We start from the raw sequence: 21,414 nt of genomic DNA, 5'->3' as shown, positions 1-21,414 counted from the left end.
CGCCGCGTCGGTCGCACGCTCCCTCCTCGCGATGACAAGGTGTACATGTATTTTTTGCTGACCTACTTAAGAAATCAAAACAGGCTCTCAAAGGTTCTTTTGTGGGTCTACCTAATACCGGAGTCCGACCAGGAAGAAGACGTTGCGTCCGGGCAGGGTACGTACGATTGGGTTGTCAACTGAGCCGTCGGAGCCGAGGCTCCAGTCGAAAGCATTGGCTCGGTCGAGCACGTTTACGACGTTGAGCTGCGCTTCTACGGTGACGCCCGCGATGCGGCGCTCGGCCTGCAGGCCGAGGTCAACGCGCGAGAACGGCGCGAGCTGCTGGCGTCCGGGCCGGGTCAGGTCGGCCCCGATACGCGACTGTGCGGCATAGGTATGGGGCGTGTAGTCGTAGTAGGCGCGGCGCAGCGCCCACGAGCGTCCCCAGATGCCTTGCCAGCTGCCAACCGCATGCAGCCCATCAACGATCTGCACGCTCAGGTCGCCTCCGATGCGAACCGGCTGCTCCCAGGGGGCGGGCACGAAGCGGTCTTCGAAGCGCCCGGCGTAGCGGCGCTGGCTGCGTTCCAGCTCGGCGCGTACGGTTGCATCCACGCGGCTGCCCGAGCGCTGCACGCGCAGTGCCGTGCCGTACGCACGCCCGGCGCCCGACGCCATGAAATCGGACTGCTGGCGCGCTGTGGCGGTCTGGGCAGCCCGCACGTCTTGCAAGGGAACCGGGTCGACGAGCGTAGCGAAGTCCAGGTGCAGCGTATTGGGCTGCCACTTATAGTAGGTTTCCCACTGCACCGACCAGTTCGAAGCCGGTTGGATGCGCAGGTCAGCGGCGGCATGATAGGCGCGAGGCGGGGCGAGCGAGCCGTCGAGTGGGAGCCAGAAGCGCATGCTGGGGACGGCGGCCATGGGCCCGTCATTGCTGACCTGTGCTTGCGTAACGTACTGCCGGTAGATTCCGCCTGCGAGGCGTGCTGCTATGCCGCCAATGGGACTGGTGCTACGGTCGTAGCGCAGCGCCAGGCGCGGCTCGGCGTATACCATCTGCTGAGCGGAGAGGTACGTGAGCCGGGTGCCAGCCGTAAGGGTCGTGCCCAGTCCGAGCGAGGCCTCGCCTTCGAGATGGCCCGTCAACTGCCAGGTGCGCACCTCGTGATTAATGTCTCCCACGAAGCGGTTGCGCATGTGCACATGGCCGCGCCAGTACGTGGGGGCCACAGAGGCACTCAGGCGATAGCGTGGTGAGAGGCTGACTTCGGCGAGAGCTCGTGCGCGCCATTCAGCGATCTCGTTCTCTTCGAGCGCATGGTCGGATGTACCCGATGGGGCGGGTGCGACCTGGTCGAGCTGGTCATCGGGCGTGCTGTCGGAGAGGGTGCTGCGCATCCCGAAGAACGAGTCAGAGCGGTGGCGGCTGCCATACACCTGCACCTGTCCCGAAAGGCGATCGGTGGCGAGCCAGTCGTGGCGGGCCTGCACCATCGTGTTGGTCCAGCCGGTGCGTCCTTGCGTGTCGAAGCGGCGCGCGTGGCCTCCCTCGTCTGCCAATAGGCTGCTGGCATCGGTGCGCATCCGGTTGCTGCCGTGGTACGCCGACACGTACAACTGATGAAAAGACGATAGCTCCTGCTGCACGGCACCATGCACGTCTGAGAACTGGAGGTCGGGAGCCGAGAGATGATCTACGAGCTGGCCCATCGCATCGCCGTTGTCGACCCACCAGGTTGCGAGCATCGGGTCGGGGCGCGTCCAGGTCGACAGGCGGTGGCGCAGCGCCGGCGAGCGATAGGCATTCCACACGCCGACACGGGCCGTAGCCATGGCACGTCCGGTGCCGCTGCCCGTCTGATTCCACTGCGCCTCGGTCCGCAGGTTTGCGCTCACAGGATCGACCGTGGCCGTGGCGTGGCGAGTCTTCGTGCGCGACAGGTCGTGCTCCGCTGCAATAACGCCTGCGGTGTAGCTGCCGTACCGTGCTGGAAAGCCGGCCTTGTGCACATCGATACGGCGCAGGGCTTGCGGACTGAAGGCGGAGAGCACGCCGCCCACCGTGGTGGGCTCGCGGATCGGCACATCATCAAGCAGCATGACGTGTTCGTTCTGGGCGCCGCCTTGCACGTGAAGGTCGGCCCGCGGCTGGCTGAGCGTAACCCCGATCTGCTGGCTGGCGCTGTGCACAATGTCGGGCGTGCCGGGAGCCGCAAGCGGACTGAGGTCTTCGCGGGCCATGGCGTTGGTGCCGAGGGCAAACGAGGGCAGGCGCTGCTGCAGGCCATCGACCACAACGGGCTGGGAGCGAACAGGCTGCGGGGCCATCGAGATGCGCACGCTCTTGCGTCCGGCTGGGGGCACCCACACGCTGTCGACGACGGCTTCGTATCCGACATGCGTAACAACGAGCTGATGCGAGCCGGCGATGACATCTGGAAAGCTGAAGCGCCCTGAGGGGGTCGTGGCCATGCCGGTGGCGGCATCGGCCAGGAGCACGTTGGCGCGAGGCAGCGGCGTGCCGGTTTCGCTGTCTACAACCGTGCCGATGAGGCGTCCGGTCGCCTCGGGAGCTTGAAAGGCATTTACGATCAGGTAGGTGCCGTCTGAGGTGACGACGTAGTCGGCTCCGGTATCCCGAAGAATGCAGTGCAGCAGTTCGCTGGGGGAGGCGTTGCGAATGCGGCAGTACGTGCGGCGGTCGCGCACCAGCTCGTTGGAGTACGCGATGTCTTCGTTGGTGGTATCAACGAAGTGCTGCAAGGCTTCGTCGAGGGGCACGCCGCGCAGCGCCATGGTATAGCGCGGCTCGTCGTCATCGGGCGCTACCTGCTGGGCAAGGGCGGGCCCGCTGCTGCTTAGACCGGCAAGCAGCACGACTCCGATCAGTAGGCGCAATGAGAACACAGGGGAGCAGCGCATGAAGGTAGAAGAAGGTCCGAATCAGTCTGATCGCAGAACGAGCAGCAGCAACAGCGTATGTACACGAAACAGTTGGCACGTCATACCGGGACTGCGTTACTCAGATTCAGGGTGTGTAGAATCGGGTGCAACGAGTTCGTATCCCTGGCTGAGCGCACGGTATTGCAGGCCTTGAACGGCTACGATATCGCGCAGGATGGACTCCGGATCGCTCACCTGCCCGTAATGCAGCGTCATGGCATCGGTATCGGACTCAGGAACGCGAAGGTGAATCGGGAGGCCAAACTGAGCTTCGATGGCTCGCAAGATAACAGGCAGCGAGGCATTTCGTACTGCAAATCCGCCATCGCGCCAGGCTGCTGCTGTTTCAGTGGGCGTGTCTGTGGGGGCAGAGGGAGCCGCGCCGGTACCTACAACGCGGCTGTACTGTCCGGCACGATCTAATATGACAGGGTCGTAGCCCGGAGCTTCGCTGCGCAGCTGTACACGCCCTGAGGTAAGCGTGACCTCGGTGGTCGGATGGTTCTGGGTTGTGTAGGCTTGTGCGTTGAACGTAGTGCCGAGAACGCCGATACGAGCGTTCGCCGTTTCAATTTCGAAAGGACGGTCGGCTGAGGCTACGGTGAAAAAGGCCTCGCCACGTAGCGTCACGGTTCGCGTTTCGGCATCAACAAACGGAAGCACGGAAAACCCACGGGCGTAGGTGAGGCGCGTGGCGCCGTTGAGGTCGACGGTGGATCCATCGGGGAGCGACACGGTCGTCTGCTCGCCAGCCATTGTCTCGATAGTCACCGGCCGGCTCCACCAGAAGACAGCTCCTACCAGAAGACAGGCAGCCAGCAGCGCACCGGCAACCCAGTTCCGGCGAATCGACCGTTCAGACTGTTTCGAACGGTTGGAGCGACGCACTGGAGCGCGACCGGAGGCACGACGGTCTGAGCGGTTGGGCGATGCAGCAGTATCGCGCCGGGTGTTGCCGGGCGCGTCATCAGAGAGGCCGCTGCTTGGCTCTGCGTCGACCTGTTGAGCCATGTGGCGCCAGGCCTCTCCAGCCGAAAACGCCTCGTCCGTAACGGCATCGGCACGGCCCAGCAGGCGCCAGACCGCAGCGTATTCCGCCCGGTCCCGGGGCGTATCGCTGTCCTGGCTGACTTCGTCGGGTAGCCGGGCGTCCGCATTGTTGAGGGACGAATCATCCGTATCCATAGCCAAAAGAACCTGGCAGGTGAAAAAAAGCGGGGCGTGTCGTTGCGTGCTGCATCAGAGAATCAGCATCAAGGAAGCAAGTCGGGGCGGTGTTCGCGAAGGCGGGCACGCAGGTGGTCGAGTGCGCGCACAATGTGGTTGTTTACGGTGTTGGGCGAGATCTCCATGATGTCAGCGATGGCTTCATGCGTCATGCCGTCGATACGGCGAAGCGTAAGGGCCTCGCGCTGACGGGCCGGCAGCTCATCGATCCACCGGTCAAGGAGCGTGCGCAGAAGGTCGGCATCAAGTTCCGCATCGGGCGCCGGCGGGGCGCCTCCAAGGGCATCGGAAGGCACAGCGGTCTCGTGGGTCCGGCGCGTCTGTTCATCACGCTGCAGGTTGTAGACGCGGTTGCGCGCCATCTGGAAAACGTACGCAGTGAGCGAGTCAACGTCATCCAGTTCGGTACGGATGGACCACAGCTTGGTGAAGGTCTCCTGCGTAATGTCGCGGGCTTTTTCATCCGACGCAACCATGCCTCGTACGAATCGGAAGATGCGAGGGGACAGCTGGCAGAAGACCGTTTTGAACGCATCGCGATCGGAGGCGCGAAGCCGTTCGCATAACGCATCGATCGCTGCGGTGTCGGCATCTGTACCAGCGGCATCGCTGCGGGGCCCGTTTGGGCCGTCGGAAGCATTGACGGGGGGAGAGTCCGACATCGCTGAGGCAGGCATAGGCAAGAAACGCTACAACGTCTTGGAGGGACGGCACTGGTACGGCAGTGATGTCGATCGGTGCCCGGCTGCAAGAGCAGCTTATCTAACGGTGATGCTCTTGCAGTCAGGCATAGGCGGTGCGACAGCACAATCCTTCGCAACAATACCCTTCGCAACAATACAGGCTTGCAATCCCAAACACAGCGCGCCGAGCGCCTCCAGCGGAGTACGCCCGGCGCGCATGTCTGGCAGCGAATCTACATGCCTATCGCTTTGATAGCATGCTTGATTCGAAATGCACTCGAAGTGCGGGTTACTCAACGTTCAGCGTCCCGCGCATGCTTCCCGTGTGAACGGCGCAGTAATACTCGCCAAGCTCATTGGCAAGCTCCTGCGTGAGCGTAAACGAGAAGCCGCCTTCGCCGTCGGTCACGAGATCAACGTCGCTGTCGTCGGCAAACGTACCTTCGCCAGCATGCGTGAGCAGATCGGTTCCATTGCCGTCCTCAATGGCAAATGGATGCGGTCCGCCGTTCACAATGTCGAAGGTATAGCGCGTGCCTACGCTAAGCGTAATCGGCGCGTTGTTCTCGTTCAGTTCAACAACGGCTTCGGCGTCAGCGCCGTCTACGGCTGTGGCGAAGTAGGCGCTGGCCCCATCGTTATCCAGCGTGATTGTGACGGCACTGTCGTCTTCCGCGAAACTTGGCGGCAGCAGCAGTCCATCGATCACGTGCAGGATACCATTCGACGCAAAGTAGTCGAGGTTGTTAGCGTCGAGGGTGGCCTGTGGGCCGTTTTCGCCATCGTTGAACACGACCTGTTCGCCATCGAGTGCGATGGTGAGGGGTTCACCCTGGGCCGTTTCCAGTTCAACCTCGCCGCCCTCGTCATCAAGCAGGGCAAGTAGGCTGGCAGAGTCAACGGCATCGGCCGCAAACACATGGTACTGCAAGACCTCCTGGATCTCTTCCTCTGAGAATCCGCTCAGGTCGGCGGCTTCGAAGGTAGCGTTGTTCGGGCCGAAGACCGTCCAGCTTTCAGCGTCAACAAACGCTTCGGCAAGACCGAAGTCAACAACCGTGTTGTAGAGCTCAAGCGTTTCGTCAACAAACCAGGCGGTGTTAGCCAGATTCTGGTTGCCGAGCAGCGCGCGGTCGAGCACGTGGATGACGCCGTTGTCGGCTTCGATGTCGGTCTGGATGACCTCGGAGCCTTCAATGAAGACCCCGTCGTTGGTGACTTCAACGGTGAGCTCGTCGCCAGAGAGCGTGGTTACGGTGTTTTCGCCCTCGTTGAGATCTGCTGCTCTGATTGCAGCATCGGGAATCACGTGGTAGCCCAGCACATCACCGAGTTCGGGCTGTGCGAGCAGCACGTCGGTGTTGATCGGCGCAAAGCCGTCGTTGTTGGGCGCGAAGACGGTGAAGGTAGCTTCTTCATCGGCCAGTGGATCAACGAGATCGGCTTCTTCCAGCGCAGCAAGAAGCGTGGAGAAGTCATCGTTCTGCGATACAACATTGGCGATCGTGTTAGCCGGACGCAGATCTTCAGGAAGCAGCAGTCCGTCGATCACGTGCAGGATGCCATTCGACGCAAAGTAGTCGAGGTTGTTAGCGTCGAGGGTGGCCTGTCCGCCGTTGAATACGACCTGTTCGCCATCAAGCGTAACGTTGATTGCTTCGCCCGTCAGCGTTTCGAGCTCCAGTTCGCCTTCACTTTCCAGCAGGCCAAGCAAGGAGGCAGCGTCGGTTGTTTGGCCAGCGAGTGCATGATACTGCAGGATCTCTTGGGTCTCATCTTCTGAGAATCCGCTGAGATCAGCGCTATCGAACGCTTCGTTGTTTGGGCCAAACACGGTCCACTCTTCGGCTCCGGCGAACGCTTCACCGAGTCCGGCATCAACGACGGCATTGTAGAGGCTGCCTGTTTCATTGACAAACCAGGCGACATTCGCCAGATTCTGGTTGCCGAGCAGCGCGCGGTCGAGCACATGGATGACGCCGTTTTCGGCTTCGATGTCGGTCTGAATGACCTCGGAGCCTTCAATGAAGACCCCGTCGTCGGTGACTTCAACGGTGAGCTCGTCGCCAGAGAGCGTGGTTACGGTGTTTTCGCCCTCGTTAAGATCATCAGCGAAAATAGCCTGGCCTTCAATCACGTGGTAGCCGAGTACCGAAGCGAGCGCCTCGTCCTGTCCGAGCAGCACGTCGGTGTTGATGGGCGTGAAGGCGGCTTCGTTGGGCGCGAAGACCGTGAACGTAGCCTCCGCATCGGTGAACGTATCAGCCAGCCCGGCAGCATCCAGCGCAGCGAAGAGGGTCGCAAAGTCGTCGCTATCGCCAACGATCTCTCCGATCGTCTGCTCAGGGTCGGGTTCGGGAGGCTCCGGTGTAACCGGGTCATCGCTGTCGCATGCGGTGAGCCCAAGGGTGAGCGTAAAAATGAGAGCCAGCGACAGGAGTCGCGAGCCGCGAATCAGTCTATGAAGCATGATAAACGGGTACTATGAGGAAAGGTGAATCGTGCATGGTGCACGTATCCGATATGATGCTTCCGAATACGCACCCGATAGACACCGCGGCATCCCCCCAATAACCAGTGGCGAATGAAACGAACGCGTTATGAGCACGAAACGAACCTGTTACCTCGCCAGGCAGGCAGCGGAACGGGGCCGCAGGCTACGTGGCTGAGCGGCAAGAAAAGAAGATTTAAGCGGAGGTTGATCGCGCTTTTACGAGATGATGCGTATCTATTACGTGAGACCTGAGGAGACCCGACGGCCTGAACCGAGCCCGCTATTGTTGGTGCAGCACAGACCGTGTGATGCGTAACGCAGTACGTGGAGACGGCCCGGTAGCAGCTACTCCTCAGACGACTTGCTCGCTTCCCCCGAAACGACAGATACAGAACTGCCGATGCAGACCCGCACCGTCCACCTCGTTCAGATGCCTCATGCAGAAGGCCTACCGCTCCCCGAACATGCCACCGAACAGAGCGCCGGAGCCGACCTGCGTGCTGCCATCCCCAACGACAGTCCCATTACGCTTGCTTCGGGAGAACGAACGCTCGTACCCACTGGCCTCCAGATCGCGTTGCCCCCGGACTGCGAGGGCCAGGTGCGCCCACGAAGCGGGCTGGCGGTGCGGCATGGCGTTACGGTGATCAACGCGCCGGGCACCATCGATGCAGATTATCGGGGCGAGGTGAAGGTGGCGCTTGTGAACATAGGACAGGAGCCGTTTACGGTAGAGCGAGGGATGCGCATCGCCCAGCTTGTGGTGGCGCGTTACGAGCGTATCGACTGGACGCCTGCTGAAACGCTCGATGCCACCGAACGAGGCGAAGGCGGATTCGGGTCAACAGGAACTACATGACCGGCAGAAGCTCCACTGTGCCACACATATGCCACACATGCATGTGCCACACACATGGCGCCTTGGCGGGGCGTCAGGCGGGTAACAGAAACGAGCGCGTTATGCAGCGTTCTACGATGCGTCTTCGGACGGTGATGACGCGACAGGCTTCGAGGTGGCTCCGCTCGGGATCTCTGTTGGCTGGAAGCAGTCGCGGCAGCGGGGCTCGTACGCCTCCGTGGCGCCGAGCAGCACGCGGTCGTCGCCTGCCACGATGCGCTGAGAGTGATTTGCAGGCGCGCCGCATTGTACACAGATCGCGTGTAGCTTCGTAACGTGCTCGGCGATAGCCATGAGCTGCGGAATCGGCTCGAAGGGTTTTCCCCTATAGTCTTGATCGAGCCCGGCCACGATCACTCGCACGCCGTCGGACGCCAGGGTCTGGCATACGTGCATCAGCTCAGGCCCGAAGAACTGCGCCTCGTCAATGCCCACGACGTCCGCCGCACGAGCGAGTAGTACGATCTGGTCGGCGGCGTTAACGGCGGTCGTTGGCATGGTGGTGTCGTCGTGCGAGACCACCTCGTCGTCGCTGTACCGCGTGTCGAGGGCCGGCTTGAACGCCATGACCTGCTGTCGGGCAATGCGTGCGCGTCGCAGGCGGCGGATGAGCTCCTCGGTCTTTCCGCTGAACATTGATCCGCACACGACTTCGACCCATCCGGCATCGCGGCTTCGATTTACGATATGAGGTTCCATGCTGCAGGGGCGGGAGGCTGTAGTGAAAAGATACGATAAGGTACGATAAGCGAGGCTGCGCAGCAGGTAACCCCGAGAGGCAACCCGAGAGGGAACTCTGGGGAGCAGTACGCCAGGTCAAGATCAGGCCAGGGGGGATGCGGAAGCTACCCGGCCATCTCGACGGCCTCATCAAACTCGACGCCAACCAGCTCCGACACGCCGTTTTCCTGCATCGTAACGCCGTACATGCGATCGGCAAGGGCCATCGTGCGCTGGTTGTGCGTCACAAGAATGAACTGCGTGTCGTGCTCAAAGCGGCGGATCAAGCTCATAAAACGCTCTACGTTGGTGTCGTCAAGGGGGGCGTCGACCTCATCCAAAATGCAGAACGGACTCGGCTTTACGAGATAGATCGCAAAGAGCAGCGCGATGGCCGTGAGTGTTTTCTCTCCGCTTGAGAGCTGTTTAAGCGAGCTCGGCTCCTTTCCGGGTGGTTTGGCACGAATCTCAATCGGCGCGTCGAGCGGATCGTCCGCATCCTCCAGCATCAGGTCGGCCTGGGCGGCTTCGCCAAATAGATCTGAAAACAGCTTTCGGAAGCTGCTGCGTATAGACTCGTAGGTGTCTTCGAAACGCTCTGAGGCTTTGGTGTTGATCTCTGTGATCGTTTCGAGCAGCGTCTCTTCGGCCTCCTCCAGGTCTTCCTGCTGATCCACGAGAAAGTCGAGGCGCTCTTTTGTTTCGGCATACTCGTCGACCGCAAGCGGATTCACGTCGCCAAGCCGGTTACGTGACCCGCGAAGCGATCGCACGGTTGAGCGGGCATCGTCAACATCAAAATCTTCGGGCAGGTCGACCGCTTCTTTGTCGAGGTCGTGATCAAAATCTTCCTCGATGTTTGCATGCAGTTCCTCAAGGCGGGTATCGATCTGAGCGCGTCGTACGGCGGCCTTGTTCTCCTTCTCGACAGCAGATTCGCGTTCCTGGCGCAAGGAGCGCAGCGTTTGTTCGATCTCGTTGACCTGTGTACGTGTTGCCTCAACGGCCTCAACGGCCTCATCGACAGCCTGCTGGTAGTCGGCCCGTGCTTCACGGGCGGCTTCGATCTTCTCATCGAGTTCAGTCTGCCGGTCGAGTGCGGTTTCGATTGTGCTGCCCAGCTGCTCGATGCGTGCTTCCCGGTCGCTCATACGCGCATCGACCTCTGCGCGCTGCTCCTGCAGGCGCTCTTGGTCGCGTTCGAGCGTGTCTACACGATTGCGCGCCTCCACGGCCTGTAGTTGGGCGCTGTTGTGTGCCTCCACCGCATCGCGCTCGGCCTGAGCAGCTTTCCCCAGCTTGGTTTCAGCGATCTGGCGTTCCTCGCGGAGCGTCTCTAACGTCTCTTTTGCATCTTGCACCTCAGCGCGTAGCGTTTCGATGTTGCTACGCAGCGCGTCGAGCTCATCGGCGCGCTCCGCAATGCGATGCGCTAACTCGTCGCGTCGCTCCTCGGCGGCTTCCCGCTCATAGGTAGCCTGCTCGTAGCGGGCCTCGGCCCGGTCGAAGGTGCGCTGGGCTTCGGTGACGGACTGGCGGGCATCTTCAAGCTCGGTTTCAGCGCGCTGCAGATCCGACTGCGCCCCGTTGTACTCAGCCTTGAGGGTTTCGCACTCAGCATGAGCGTCTTCCCATTCAGCTTGCGCAGCCGCCAGCTGCTCACGGCGTCCGACCCGCGAAGCAACGGGCGAGGCGTTCTCCTGGCGGCTGCCGCCTCGAAGACGCCCTTGCGCGTCGCACCACTCGCCCGTGGGAGCATAAACCGTTGTGTTTTGCGAGGTGTCTTCTGCTGCTGAACGGGCGGCATCAAGATCGTCGGCTACAAAGTGCTGGTGTAGCAGCACGTCGGCCAGCGGCCGGTAGCGTGGTTCGGTGGTGCGTACCTGCGTGCGCAGCGAAACCGTTCCGTTGGGAGTCGGGCGCGGTTCGGGCGGAGCCGGAAGGCGATCGAGCACGATGAACGTAGCCTGTCCGGCTTCATCAGCTCGCAGCGTTTCAATCGCTGTCTCCGCGGCCTCGGATGAGGCGACCACCACGCACGATGCCCAGTCGCCCAGGGCCGCGTCGAGCGCAACGCGGAGCTCGTCGTCGCATCCCAGAACATCAGCGACCGTGATGAGGTCGTCGAACGGTCCTTCAGAGGCCAGATGCTGGATGGCATCCGAAAACTCGTCGTAGCTCGACACGAGCCCTTCGAGTAGCTCAACCTCGGTGGCAGCGGCATCGCGGCGGCGCTGCGCATCCTGGTAGGCGGCCTCGACGGATGCCAGGGCCTCTTTGCGCGCGTCGAAAGCCTGTCGGGCGTGCTCAAGGTCTTCCTCGGCAGCGGCCAGGTCGGCCTCGGCGCTGTTCATTTCGGAGCGGGCCGACTGGGCGTGTTCGGCCCGCTCTGATGCGTTGGCAGCGAGCTCTGCCTGCTGTTCCTTGGCATGCTCTTGCGCCTCCCGAAGCAGGTCGAGCCGGTTGGTCTGCTGGTCGAGCGTGCGCTGGCGTTTCGACTGCTCGGTCTCGTGTTTATTGAGCCGGGCACGCACCGACGCGAGGTCTTCGCGCAGCGTTTCGGCTTCGGCTTCTGCCTGGGCACGCCGCTCGGCGGCGTCTTCGAGGGCGGACTCGGCAGACGCGCGCGCCGGCCGGGCTTCGCTAAGCTGCGCATCTACCTGCTGGAGGCGCTCGTTAATGTCAGAGAGCCGGTCGGCGTCGCGCTCTTGAGCGGTCTCCGCCTCGCGCCGGTCGTCGCGGGCCCGGGTGAGGCGTTCGCGCTGCAATCGCTGGTCCGACTCCAGCTCGCTGATCTGGGTGCGGTGGTCTTGGAGCGCCTGGCGCCGACTGGAGCGCTCGGCTTCTCGTTCATCTAAGGTGCTGCGGAGCGTAGCGTGCTTCTCCTCGGCTGCATCGTGTTTCTCATCGAGCGTATCGGCTCGCATCTGGGCGGCCTCTTGCTCCGCGACGATCTCGGCGCGCTGCGCCTGGAGGCGGTCGTACTCCGCCTGTGCCAGCTGAAGCTCCACCGTGTGCAGCTCCTCAGAGAGCTCTTTATGGCGTGCGGCCTTTTCAGCCTGCTTCTTGAGACGTTTCACCTGTGCACCGATCTCCCCGGTGAGGTCGCGAATGCGCTCCAGGTCGTCCTGGGTATTGTCGAGCTTACGCAGCGCCTGGCGGCGACGCATCTTGTAGCGGGTGATGCCCGCGGCCTCCTCAAACATCCGGCGGCGATCTTCGGTGCTGCCCGACACAATCTCATCGATCATCTTCAACTCGATCACCGAGTAGGCATCAGCCCCCATTCCGGTGTCCATGAAGAGATCTGTAATATCTTTCAGGCGGCACGTCGTGTCGTTCATCAGATACTCAGACGTACCATCGCGAAAGAGACGCCGCCCGATGGTTACCTCAGAGTACTCGGTTGGAAGCACGTTCCGGTTGTTCTCGATCGTGAGCTGCACCTCAGCCATGCCCAGCGGCTTGCGCGAGTCGGTGCCGTTGAAGATCACGTTCTGCATCTTTTCAGACCGCAGCACGGTGGGGCGCTGTTCGCCAATGGCCCAGCGCACTGCATCTACGATATTTGACTTCCCGCATCCATTTGGCCCAACAATAGCAGTAATGCCGGGATCAAAGTCGACCTCTGTGGGGTCAGCGAAGCTCTTGAATCCATGAAGCGAAAGCGTGCGGAGATACATACGAAGGCAGAAGCAGTCATACAAAAGGGCGCGTCCAACGCTGTGGCTCGCCCCGGTGGATAAGGATCGAAAGAGCAGTTATATGCTCATCAGTTATATGCCAATGTAGACGCCCAGCGTGAGGGTGCGAAGTGAGGCGCTGCTGGGGAAGACGTTGCCAGATTCCTGGAACGGCTGTTCATCGATCGTACGGGCAATGTCGTTGAACCCGTGCATGTACCGTACCACCACGCCGATGGGACTGGGCCCGTCCTCAAAAGAGGCGCCAAAGCCTACGAGTCCGCTCATGTCGGTGCGCTCGTAGAACGAGGTGTTCGTGTTGACCTGCGTTTCGAGCGTCCCGCCAATGCTCTGTGTTTCGAACATCTTGAGGCCAAACGAGCCGCCTGCGGTAGCAAAGAGATTCAGGCGCCAGACTGACGGGAGTTGGAGGCGTAGCTGCAGCGGTACTTCGAGATACGAAGCATTGTAGTTAACCTGTCCGGTGCCTTCCGAGACCGTGATTCCACGCTCTGAAAAAAGAAGTTCGGGCTGCACGGCGACCGGGCCAGGCAGATCAACGCGCATCACCCCCCCAAACATAACTGTGGTGCGGATACCCGTCGACAGGTCGTCGGAGGTGGTAGCCGTTGAGAGATTAGCCCCAAGCGTTCCGCCAAACGAGACCGACTGGGCAGACGCCAGAGGACTACACCAGAGGGCGGCCACAATAAAAAGAAGCCCTACGCGCTGTGTCATTGTAAAAGGGAGTGGTTTGAAGTATAGCATCGCTTACACGTAGCATCGGGAAAAGGTGATCCGTCTCCAGGCGACGGGCGCTGGGCAAAATGAAGCGATGATGTGGCGATGATAATATATCATGCCGTATGCCGCGGCGCTACATGCATCGCAACATATGCAGGTAACTGCTGGGTAGTGGAGCTCATTTGCGTTACGATCTGTACGTTACGTGCGTCTAAATGAATGTAATACAGCAGATGTAAAAGGAGAGACTGCCGGCAATAGGTAGAGTAAAAGACAATCAAGGGGGTGTTATTCACTGTGATGTGATTGCGTTTATGATACGATGGCGTATATCTTGTGTGTATACTACACATACGTTATTCGCAGTGTACCCGTTACGCCTGACGCTTACGGAGGCGATGTGCCGAAAGCTCACGCATGGAGGCAAAAGATAAACCCGTATACAAACCGCCTGGGCACACAGGGTTTACAGGGGGAGGGGATACGAGTATACAGGTGTACGGCAACGTACGGCCATGTTGTTGGATGGCATCGTTAGCGTTGTACCGGGCAGAGACAGACAAACGGCGTTCCGTCGTTCTTCGAATACCAAGTGCTTTCTGTTATGGATGAAAACGTTACACAGCTTCTCGTTAATTACCAGCACGGCGACGGGAGCGCAAAAGATCGTCTGTGGGAAGCTGTATATGATGAACTGCGTCAGTTAGCCCATCATCGCATGCGGCGGGAACGCAAAGGGCACACGCTCGGCACTACAGCGCTCGTGCACGAGTGCTACCTGAAGCTCATCGATCAGACACAGGTTGAGTGGGAGAGCCGTCTGCATTTCTATGCGATGGCGTCGCGCATCATGCGCAACATTCTGGTGGATTATGCGCGCCGCCGTACAGCGCAGAAGCGGGGGGGCGGTGCGCCACATGTGCAGCTTGACAAGATACAGCTATCAGACAGCGAGGAAACGGCGCAGCTGTTCATTGCGCTCGACGACGCCCTCGCTCAGTTGGCCAAGATGGATGAGCGGCTCGCCAAAGTTGTTGAGTATCGGTTCTTCGGCGGCATGACCGAAAAAGAGATTGCCGAACTGCTCGACCTTTCGCCCCGTACCGTGCGCCGCGATTGGCGCAAAGCCAAAGGATGGCTGGCCCGTGCAATGGACGAGTGACACCAGCCCTTCAGCCTCCAATCTGGTGGACGGGGATATTGACTGCAACAGCGCTTTTTCGGGCAAGCCAGACCATGACCGCCCGATACGAAATACGCAAACAGACCGGCCCGTTTCAATCCCCCCCAACTTCGTATGTCTCTTGTTGAAACGCATTGGCCGGTTCTTAGCGAGGTGTTAGACAGAGCACTGGACGCGCCGCGGGGACAGCGACAGGCCGTCATCAGGGCGGCGTTTCCGGATGATCCCGAGCTCTATGAAGAAGCAATGGCACTGCTTCGTGCTGCAACCGAAGCGCCAAGCCTGCTCGACTACGACGCCTGGCAGTGTGCAGGCACATGGGTTGAAGAAGGGAGCGAAGACGCTGCTGTCCCCGATAGTGGGCTTGCTGAAGGAACGCAGGTGGGGGCGTACACCATCGACGCCCCGATCGGGATGGGGGGAAGCAGCTACGTGTACGAGGCCCATCGCAGCGACGGACTCTTTGAGCAGGTTGTCGCCATAAAAGTGCTGCGCGGCGGGCAGCGGGCCAACTTCGGACAGCGGTTTCTACGCGAGCGGAGCATTCTTGCTGCGCTCACCCATCCTTACATAGCGCGGGTGTTCGATGGTGGTACAACGTCGGACGGAGACCCGTTCTTTGTAATGGAGCGTGTAGAGGGAACGCCGATTACGGAATACTGCAATACCCATCAGCTTACGGTCGAAGAGCGGCTGGAGCTGCTTCGTGATGTGATTGAAGCCGTGCAGTATGCCCACCAGCACCTCATCGTGCATCGCGACCTGAAACCCTCCAACATACTGGTGACGGAGACAGGGCAGGTTCGTCTTCTCGACTTTGGGATCGCTAAAGTGCTCGAAGAATCGGGGCTTGCGGCTACGCTTGATCCATACGAAACCCAGGTCGGCACGCACCCGATGACGCCTGGATACGCGGCGCCCGAGCAGATCGAGGACGGGCCCATCAGCACCCGTACCGATGTGTATGCACTCGGACGCATATGCTATGAGCTTGTGTCGGGCTGCTCGCCGATTGAGGCGGATACGACAGCGCCGTATGCGCTCATGCAGGCGGTATGTGAGGGCAACTTACGTACCATGTATCAGCGCTTTCATGGACTGTCTAAAGAGGAGCAGGCCGCAATTGCGGCAGAGCGAAGCACGAGCGTGGCGGCGCTAAGAGATATACTCCAGAGCGACCTGCATGCGGTTGTCGAACAGGCGCTGGCTCGTAACCCTGAGCAGCGCTATGGCGCTGCTTCTGAGCTCGGGCGCGACTTGGAGCATTACCTCAGTGATCGCCCCGTACAGGCACGCACATCTACGCCGCTCTACCGGGCCCGCACGTACATGCGGCGCAACCGCTGGGCCATCACAGGGGCGATGGCCGCTCTGCTCGTCGTCGTCGGGTACGCCTTCACCGTCACGCTGTACTCGCAGCAGATGAAGGCTGAGCGCGACAAGTCCGAAGCCGTGACTACCTTTCTGACGGATCTCTTCGCTGCATCCGACCCGGTGCGCAACGTAACAGGAAATCCCGACCTGACGGTTCGAGAGGTGCTGGACCGTGGGGCGATGCGCCTCGACGAAAATATGCGTGAAGCGCCCCAGGTGCGGGCCGATCTGCAGGGCACGCTCGCTCGGGTTTACAACAGCCTTGGGCTGTACAGCCAGGCCGCGCCGCTGCTTCGTGAAGCACTCGCCACGCAGGCTGAAAGCGGCGACGCCATCGCGCAGGCTGGTACGAAGCGTGAGCTGGGCTACATGTTCTTTCGCATGGGCAACTATGAAGAGGCCGAGCGCTACCTCACCGATGCGCTCGCCAGCTTTGAGCGCGTGCATGGGGCAACGCACCCGGGGGCTGCACCCTACCTGAACACGCTGGCTCTCGTCTACAACGCCATCGGAAACGGCGCGCAATCGGAGACCCTGCTGCGCCGTGCGATTCGGCTTCAGGGTGGCGACAGGCAGAACAACGATGTCTACCTGCACAACCTCGCCATTGCACTGCAGCAGCAAGGACGCTTCGAAGAGGCGTTTCCGCTGCACGAGGCAGCCATAAATATGCGTAGGGCACAACACGCAGCTGACCACCCCTATCTGGCTTCGGCGCTTGCGCGGTATGCATATTCGCTTCACCTGAACGGGAATTTAGAGCAGGCCGCTACCGTGCATCAAGAGGCGCTTGATATGCGGCGCAATGTACTCCCTGACGTGCATCCACATATCGCTTCTTCACTGATCCGGTACGGATGGCTTGAAGCGGAGCGCGGCAACGGCCAGCAGGCAGAGGCCATGGTGCGCGAGGGCATCGAGATCCTCACGCAGTTCGTGCCCGACTCGCACTGGGAGGTGCAGGCAGGCTGGGGCGTCGTAGGCGTTGCGCTCATTCAGCAAGGACAGATTGCTGAGGGGCGTACGTATCTGGTCCCGGTCTATCGACAGTTCGAAGCGGCGTTTGGACCGGATGACTGGCGTACGCAGCGCGTCCGCGGGGTCTTGTTGCAGACAGGCGGCGTGCCCGATGGCTCGGCAGGGTAAGGGGCGCTTCTTCGATACCTATACCTGCCCGGCTCTTCCGGCGATTGCGGATACACGCGCAGCCTGGTGGCGTAGCTACATGACCGTAGCCGTGTAACTAAATCAGGGAGATGCGAACGGTACGCATCCCCCTGATTCTGACTGGGTCTATGACAAGCGCCTGTACGGCGCCGAAGCTTGAAACTCCGATCAGGGAAAGATGCCCATGTCAGAGTAAGACTTCGCGATCTTGTTTATCGCGCTGATGAAAGCTGCGGTACGCATGTCCACGTCGTGCTGCTCGCGTTCATTGCGGATCTCCTCATACGCGAACGTCATGGTGTCTTCGAGACCCGAGTTTACGAGGTCCTCCTCGCTGGCGCCAAAGCCGACGCGCTTGACCAGGTCTTCCATGAGCTGCTCATCAAAGCTCTGGTCGGTGAGCTCGTCGACGGCCCGCAGGATGCGCTCGGCATTGCGCTCCTCAAAGCGGCGGCTCATGCGGCCGTGGCGCACGTGCGACAGGTTGCGCAGCCACTCGAAGTACGACACGGTAACACCCCCGGCGTTCAGGTACACGTCAGGGATGATCAGCACGTTGCGCTCCTGCAAGATAGCATCAGCCTCGGCGGTAACCGGTCCGTTGGCGGCCTCGGCGATGATGCTGGCCTGGATGCGCGTTGCATTTTCGGTGGTGATAACGCCTTCGAGGGCAGCAGGTACGAGAATGTCGCACTCCAGCTCCAGCGCGTCAAACGAGTTATCGATGTTTGTAGCGCCTGGAAAGTCGAGGATCGACCCGGTCTCTTCGCGGTGTGCTACCACGTCGTAGATGTCGAGTCCGCTCGGGTCGTAGATGGCTCCTTCGATCTCGGCAATACCGACAATCTTGGCGCCCCCTTCGTCCTGCAGGATGCGGGCCGCATGGTAGCCGACGTTACCGATTCCCTGTACAACGACCGACTTTCCGACGGTGCCTACGTCGAGGCCCAGCGCGTCCATGTCTCGCTTAAAGGCACAGGCTTCGCGGATGCCGTAGTATACGCCGCGTCCGGTTGCCTCGGTGCGACCGCGCACGCCCCCTTGCCCAACCGGCTTGCCCGTTACGCACCCAAGCGCGTTCAGGTCGTCGTCGGTCATCTGGTTGTAGGTATCCATGATCCAGGCCATCTCGCGTGGACCGGTGCCGTAGTCAGGAGCCGGTACATCTACCCCGGCTCCGATAAAGTTTTTCCGAATCAGCTCAAACGTGTAGCGGCGCGTAATCCGCTCCAGCTCGTGCGTCGAGTATTCGCGGGCATCGATGCGCACCCCGCCTTTGGCGCCGCCAAATGGCACATCCACGATAGCACACTTATAGCTCATGAGCGAAGCCAGCGCCATGACCTCATCCACGTTTACGTTCATGGCGTACCGGATGCCGCCTTTGGTCGGTTTCTTGTGGTGGCTGTGCTCAGCCCGGTATGCACGGATCACTTCGATGCTCCCGTCGTCGCGCTTGATAGGGAACTCGAAACGCACGATATTATCGCAGGCACGTATCTGGTTCAGCACGCCCTCCGGGTGGTCGGTGTGCACAGCGGCGGTATCGAACATGCGGTTTACCTGAGCGGAAAACCCCTGTTCAGCCCCCGGGGTTGTATCGGTGGAAGCGGGTTGCATAGATCAGAAGCAGAAAAGTGATACAGAAAAATACGAAAGCACCGGTTGTCGCTTGTTTTGCATGTAAACGGCTACGTACTACAACGGCAAGCCACCCCCCGTAAATTGTAAGCGCTTCCAAAAATATTGTACATTCGTTTGCACGATGTTCGCGAAAAGAACGCATAGCGCGTAGCAACAGTGCGTGCTAAGCGGCCATCGATCTTTTTTAGCAGCCCCATAGATCCAGTGACTGATCCCGTACTCGCTCCTCTTCTTCTGATTGGCGCCTGTGCAGCGGTAGGGCTGTGGGTAGCCTGGCGCCTGCGTGTGCCCACGCTGCTCATCGTGATTCCCATCGGGGGCGTTGTCGGACCGCTACTCGGGCTCGTGCCTACGGCAACACTGGCCTTCGAGGGGATGCGCACGCTGGTCGTTGCTGTTGCAAGTATATGGCTCTTCGACGCGGGGCGGCAGATTCGTGCTGCAATGCGCAACGAAACGTCGCTTCCGGTGCCGGTCGCTCCGCGCTCAGAGGTGGCAGAGCAGTCGGAGGTAGGAGAGCGCGTAGAGCAGCAAGCTATAGAGCAGCAAGCGACAGGGCACGGCCCGCAATATGACGCACTGACGAGGCGTATGCGGTACGGGGTGCCCCTTCTGCACGCCCTGTTGATCGCAGCGGCCGGATACGCTGCAATGCAGTGGCCCGTGTCGCTTGCGCTGCTGGCCGGCGGGGTGCTGGCAGTCCCCAGCAGCTATGCACTTGGCGCCTTGCTCCGGCATACGCCGCTCCCAGAATCCATGACGATGCCACTGCGCGTTGAAGCAGGGGCTGGAGGCGCAATTCTGCTCGGACTTCTGCTGGTCGGAATAACAGTAGCGCAGGTAGCCCACAGTCCCATTGCCGCACCAGCTACCACGCAGGCAGAGCACCTGGCTCTCGGGATCGGACTCGACGTGTTTACTTCGCTGGGCATAGCGGGTGTGGCTGTGGCGCTTCTGCTTGGCGTTCTTCGCTGGGTGCAGCGCCCCAGCCCCGTACGGGGCGTTGCCGTGGCGCTCCTGGTCTGGGCCAGCGTGTTCGGAGCCGACTACCTGCAGCATGGTCCCGGACTCCTCGTGCCGCTGCTGACAGGGGGATTCCTGGCATATCAGCCCTGGGTGCAGCCAACGCATGCACTTCGGATGCCACCAGCGCTCTACCATGTTACCGCCGCCGTTGTAGGCGTCATCATCGGAACGAATCTGGGTGCGAACGTCTGGGATCTCTTTTCCATGCCTATGCTGTTGTTCGCTGCAGCAGCGCTGGTAGCACGTCCGGTAGCACTGGGACTGTTGTGGTGGGGGAGTAGGCGCACGTGGCGTAGTCTGCTCATGCTCGGGAGTTGGCACGCACGCGACGTGTTTCCCCTGGTCACCGCGGCTGCGGTGCTCCCCTTTGTGCAGCACTGGTATCCGTCTACAGGAGGAACGTGGCTTCCTGCACTGATTTTTGTAGCGATAGCTGCGGGTACATATGCGGCCCTGTTCGGTCCTGCGCTTACCCGGTGGCTTGTAGACCGCGCTTCGCATCCCTCTACGCTGCTCTTTATTGGCGCGGGCTACCCGGTACGGCGCCTGGCCTCGTTCCTGCAGCAGCGCGGCCTGCCCGTACAACTGGTCGACGACCGGGAGGATGCGGTAGCGGCAGCCCGAGCGATGGATCTTCCTGCTGCACGCCACAACCTGGAGGCACCCGAAGCCTACGATACACTGCCCCTGCATCGCGTAGAGCGTGCTGTTATTATGCTGCCCGATACCGACCGGCTACACGATGCTGTGGCGCATGCATCTGGCAGTCTACCCTGGGCCGACCGGGTGGTTATGCCGGTTCATGAGGAAGAGCCGTCGTTCCGGGCCGCGCCAGCTGCTCGCACGGCACCGGTCTCGTACCAGTGGATGCGCACCGCACTTGAGAGCGGAGCCCAGTTCTATGCGTTTCGTCCGGCTGATATACTGCCTGGAGAGGCCGAGCATGCTTCATACGAGGGCTCGACACTCATGCAGGCATGCGAAACAGCCGATGCCACGCCCCTCTTCGTAATCCATGAGAACGGCGTGCTAACGGGCCCGCTCACGCAGCTTCCAGCTACGATGCGGGCCGCCGATCGCATCGTTTTGCTGATGCAGCCGCCTATGCAAGAAGATCATGAGAGGGGAATCTGAAAAAACGAAGGGCGCGCGGTGCCATGCCAAAAGCCCGAACGGTTTGTATGCGTTACGATCCCGTATCGCCATTGTGATGGGAAACAGGAGAGCAATGCGACTCATCCTATTGTGCGGTGTGCAAATTGTGCGGTGTGCAAAAATATGACGCACAACGCCTGCCGGTACGATCGCCTCGCAGGCAGGCATCGCATGCGTACCTCGTTGTCTACTTCATCCCATTGCACTGCATTGGCTTCTATGTCAGGTTCTTCTTCGCGCATTGATGCGGCTACACGGATTGTGCTCCTTATCGGCGACCCGATAGAGCATTCGCTGTCGCCACGTATCCACAATACAGCATTTGCGCTACAGGACATCAACGCGATGTACGCGGCTACTCCCGTATCGCACGGGGCGCTGTCCGATGCGGTCAATGGGATGCGAGCGCTTCAGATTCTGGGTGCCAACGTCACCATCCCTCACAAGGAAGCAATCGTGCCGCTGCTCGACTCGGTAAGTCCGCGTGC

At 60.7% G+C, this 21,414-nt stretch carries 13 protein-coding genes; 5 read left to right on the top strand and 8 right to left on the bottom strand.

The features are described from left to right. Window positions 1–111: 111 nt before the first annotated feature. The 4 genes from PPP56_RS12760 to PPP56_RS12745 form a co-directional block, all read right to left on the bottom strand. A complete protein-coding gene (locus tag PPP56_RS12760) occupies window positions 112–2,907 on the bottom strand; it encodes a carboxypeptidase regulatory-like domain-containing protein (protein WP_353564436.1) in 2,796 nt (931 codons plus the stop codon). A gap of 96 nt (window positions 2,908–3,003) precedes the next feature. Beyond that, complete coding sequence (locus tag PPP56_RS12755) at window positions 3,004–4,113, bottom strand: FecR family protein (protein WP_353564435.1); 1,110 nt, start codon at window positions 4,111–4,113, stop codon at window positions 3,004–3,006. A 68-nt stretch (window positions 4,114–4,181) separates the two neighbouring features. Continuing rightward, window positions 4,182–4,832, bottom strand: coding sequence for an RNA polymerase sigma factor (locus PPP56_RS12750; protein ID WP_353564434.1), 651 nt, complete (start codon window positions 4,830–4,832; stop codon window positions 4,182–4,184). Window positions 4,833–5,127: 295 nt separating this feature from the next. Continuing rightward, entirely contained in the window at window positions 5,128–7,308 is a 2,181-nt protein-coding gene (locus PPP56_RS12745; RefSeq protein ID WP_353564433.1) for a fasciclin domain-containing protein, read from the bottom strand. A gap of 424 nt (window positions 7,309–7,732) precedes the next feature. Here PPP56_RS12745 and dut point away from each other — a divergent pair, with 424 nt between their 5' ends. Next, window positions 7,733–8,191 carry a dUTP diphosphatase gene (dut, locus tag PPP56_RS12740; RefSeq protein ID WP_353564437.1) on the top strand — a complete coding sequence of 153 codons (459 nt, stop codon included), beginning with the start codon at window positions 7,733–7,735 and terminating at the stop codon, window positions 8,189–8,191. A 111-nt stretch (window positions 8,192–8,302) separates the two neighbouring features. On the opposite strand, the gene PPP56_RS12735 is transcribed toward dut, so the two are convergent. The 3 genes from PPP56_RS12735 to PPP56_RS12725 all read right to left on the bottom strand — a co-directional run bounded on the left by PPP56_RS12735 (window position 8,303) and on the right by PPP56_RS12725 (window position 13,371). After that, the gene (locus PPP56_RS12735; RefSeq protein ID WP_353564432.1) at window positions 8,303–8,929 is read right to left on the bottom strand and encodes a thymidine kinase; all 627 of its coding nucleotides are present in this window, start codon (window positions 8,927–8,929) and stop codon (window positions 8,303–8,305) included. 146 nt (window positions 8,930–9,075) lie between these two features. Further along, complete coding sequence (gene smc, locus PPP56_RS12730) at window positions 9,076–12,633, bottom strand: chromosome segregation protein SMC (protein ID WP_353564431.1); 3,558 nt, start codon at window positions 12,631–12,633, stop codon at window positions 9,076–9,078. A 93-nt stretch (window positions 12,634–12,726) separates the two neighbouring features. Continuing rightward, the gene (locus PPP56_RS12725; RefSeq protein ID WP_353564430.1) at window positions 12,727–13,371 is read right to left on the bottom strand and encodes a porin family protein; all 645 of its coding nucleotides are present in this window, start codon (window positions 13,369–13,371) and stop codon (window positions 12,727–12,729) included. Between the two features lie 610 nt (window positions 13,372–13,981). Between PPP56_RS12725 and PPP56_RS12720 the strand changes: the two genes are divergently transcribed. Both PPP56_RS12720 and PPP56_RS12715 read left to right on the top strand, forming a co-directional pair. Continuing rightward, window positions 13,982–14,539: a sigma-70 family RNA polymerase sigma factor gene (locus PPP56_RS12720; protein WP_353564428.1), complete on the top strand. Its 558-nt coding sequence runs from the start codon at window positions 13,982–13,984 to the stop codon at window positions 14,537–14,539. Window positions 14,540–14,674: 135 nt separating this feature from the next. Further along, window positions 14,675–17,080, top strand: coding sequence for a serine/threonine-protein kinase (locus PPP56_RS12715; RefSeq protein ID WP_353564427.1), 2,406 nt, complete (start codon window positions 14,675–14,677; stop codon window positions 17,078–17,080). A gap of 189 nt (window positions 17,081–17,269) precedes the next feature. Here PPP56_RS12715 and PPP56_RS12710 read toward each other — a convergent pair whose 3' ends face one another. After that, window positions 17,270–18,721, bottom strand: coding sequence for a Glu/Leu/Phe/Val family dehydrogenase (locus PPP56_RS12710; RefSeq protein WP_353564426.1), 1,452 nt, complete (start codon window positions 18,719–18,721; stop codon window positions 17,270–17,272). Between the two features lie 228 nt (window positions 18,722–18,949). On the opposite strand from PPP56_RS12710, the gene PPP56_RS12705 reads away from it, so the two are divergent. Next, window positions 18,950–20,905 carry a cation:proton antiporter gene (locus PPP56_RS12705; protein WP_353564425.1) on the top strand — a complete coding sequence of 652 codons (1,956 nt, stop codon included), beginning with the start codon at window positions 18,950–18,952 and terminating at the stop codon, window positions 20,903–20,905. Window positions 20,906–21,145: 240 nt separating this feature from the next. Continuing rightward, window positions 21,146–21,414, top strand: a 269-nt coding sequence (locus PPP56_RS12700; protein WP_502912578.1) for a shikimate dehydrogenase family protein, incomplete at its 3' end; no start/stop codon positions are given.

Source organism: Longimonas sp. (assembly GCF_040409695.1).
Lineage (GTDB): Bacteria > Bacteroidota > Rhodothermia > Rhodothermales > Salinibacteraceae > Longimonas.
This window is presented reverse-complemented; position numbering and strand designations above follow the sequence as displayed.

Bases quoted from the DNA above. Each gene is read 5' to 3' on its own strand.
- PPP56_RS12760 (WP_353564436.1), bottom strand. From the start codon at position 2,907: ATGCGCTGCTCCCCTGTGTTCTCATTGCGCCTACTGATCGGAGTCGTG.
- PPP56_RS12755 (WP_353564435.1), bottom strand. From the start codon at position 4,113: ATGGATACGGATGATTCGTCCCTCAACAATGCGGACGCCCGGCTACCC.
- PPP56_RS12750 (WP_353564434.1), bottom strand. From the start codon at position 4,832: ATGCCTGCCTCAGCGATGTCGGACTCTCCCCCCGTCAATGCTTCCGAC.
- PPP56_RS12745 (WP_353564433.1), bottom strand. From the start codon at position 7,308: ATGCTTCATAGACTGATTCGCGGCTCGCGACTCCTGTCGCTGGCTCTC.
- dut (WP_353564437.1), top strand. From the start codon at position 7,733: ATGCAGACCCGCACCGTCCACCTCGTTCAGATGCCTCATGCAGAAGGC.
- PPP56_RS12735 (WP_353564432.1), bottom strand. From the start codon at position 8,929: ATGGAACCTCATATCGTAAATCGAAGCCGCGATGCCGGATGGGTCGAA.
- smc (WP_353564431.1), bottom strand. From the start codon at position 12,633: ATGTATCTCCGCACGCTTTCGCTTCATGGATTCAAGAGCTTCGCTGAC.
- PPP56_RS12725 (WP_353564430.1), bottom strand. From the start codon at position 13,371: ATGACACAGCGCGTAGGGCTTCTTTTTATTGTGGCCGCCCTCTGGTGT.
- PPP56_RS12720 (WP_353564428.1), top strand. From the start codon at position 13,982: ATGGATGAAAACGTTACACAGCTTCTCGTTAATTACCAGCACGGCGAC.
- PPP56_RS12715 (WP_353564427.1), top strand. From the start codon at position 14,675: ATGTCTCTTGTTGAAACGCATTGGCCGGTTCTTAGCGAGGTGTTAGAC.
- PPP56_RS12710 (WP_353564426.1), bottom strand. From the start codon at position 18,721: ATGCAACCCGCTTCCACCGATACAACCCCGGGGGCTGAACAGGGGTTT.